The organism is Streptomyces mayteni (genome assembly GCF_054783955.1).
The window spans coordinates 1-990 of record NZ_BAAGPR010000272.1; the positions used below are offsets into that span (position 1 = coordinate 1).

2 protein-coding genes and 1 pseudogene are annotated in these 990 nt (G+C 81.2%); all 3 read left to right on the forward strand.

Annotation, left to right across the window (positions count from 1 at the left end; translation table 11 throughout):
* Positions 1-225 (forward strand): DAK2 domain-containing protein (locus ACYVPE_RS39850; protein WP_461038734.1); only part of this gene is annotated, 225 nt, incomplete at its 5' end.
* A pseudogene (locus tag ACYVPE_RS39855) lies at positions 222-545 on the forward strand (phosphoenolpyruvate-utilizing N-terminal domain-containing protein); the annotation flags it as partial. The gene ACYVPE_RS39850 and the pseudogene ACYVPE_RS39855, both read left to right, overlap by 4 nt.
* Before the next feature lie 112 nt (positions 546-657).
* Positions 658-990 (forward strand): PEP-utilizing enzyme (locus ACYVPE_RS39860; RefSeq protein WP_461038735.1); only part of this gene is annotated, 333 nt, incomplete at its 3' end.

The window sequence follows — 990 nt, forward strand, 5'->3', positions numbered from 1 at the left end:
CTCCGCGGGGGGGGCGCGGGCCACGCGCTGGCCGCCGCCCAGGCGGCGGCCGCCGACGCCGCCGAGCGCGGCGCGCTCGCCACCACCCCACTCCAGGCCAGGCGCGGCCGCGCCGCCTATCTGGGCCCGCGCAGCGTGGGCCACCAGGACCCGGGCGCCGCCTCGACCGCCCTGCTCTTCCGCGCCCTGGCGGACGCGGCAACCGGATCGGAGGTCGCCCGATGACCACCACCGCCACCACCACCCGTCGGAGCTTCGCCGGGCGGGTCGCCGCGCCCGGCGTCGGCCTCGGCACGTTCCTCCGCACCGACCGGCCGCTCGACCTGGACGCGACGCCGGAGGGCGCCCCCGCGGCCCTGATCGCCGAGGCGCTGGACGCCGTCGCCGAGCGGCTGTTCGCGCTCGCCGAGTCGCTGCGCGGCGAGGGGCGCGACGAGCAGGCCGACATCATGGAGGTCGGCGGCCAGATCGCCGGCGACCCCGAGCTGCGGGCCGGCGCCGACGCCCGCGCCGCCGCCGGGGCGCCGCCGGCCAGGGCGCTCGACGAGACGGTCGCGGCCTACGCGGACGCGATGGCCGCCCTCGACGACCCGACGCTCGCCGAAGGCGCCGCCGACATCCTGGTCGTCGGGCGGCGTGCGCTGGCCTGGCTGGCCGGTGAACGCGAGCCGGCGGCCGAGCCCGCCACCGGCCGACCGCTGGTGCTGGCGGCCGGCGAGATCGGCGCGGCCGCTCCTCGAGCCGGGCCGCGCGGTCGGCGCCGCCATCACCCTCAGGGGCGGCCCCAACTCGCACGCCGCGATCGTCGCCCGCTCGCTCGGCGTCCCGCTGCTGCTCGCGGCGGACCCCGAGGTGCTCGACCTGCCGGACGGCGTGGAGATCCTGGTGGACGACGCGGCCGACGGCGGGCCGGTCGCCGGCACCCACCCGGCGGAAGCGGAGCGCACGGCGGCCCTGGCCGCGCTGGCCGACGCGGGCGAGCGCCGGGCG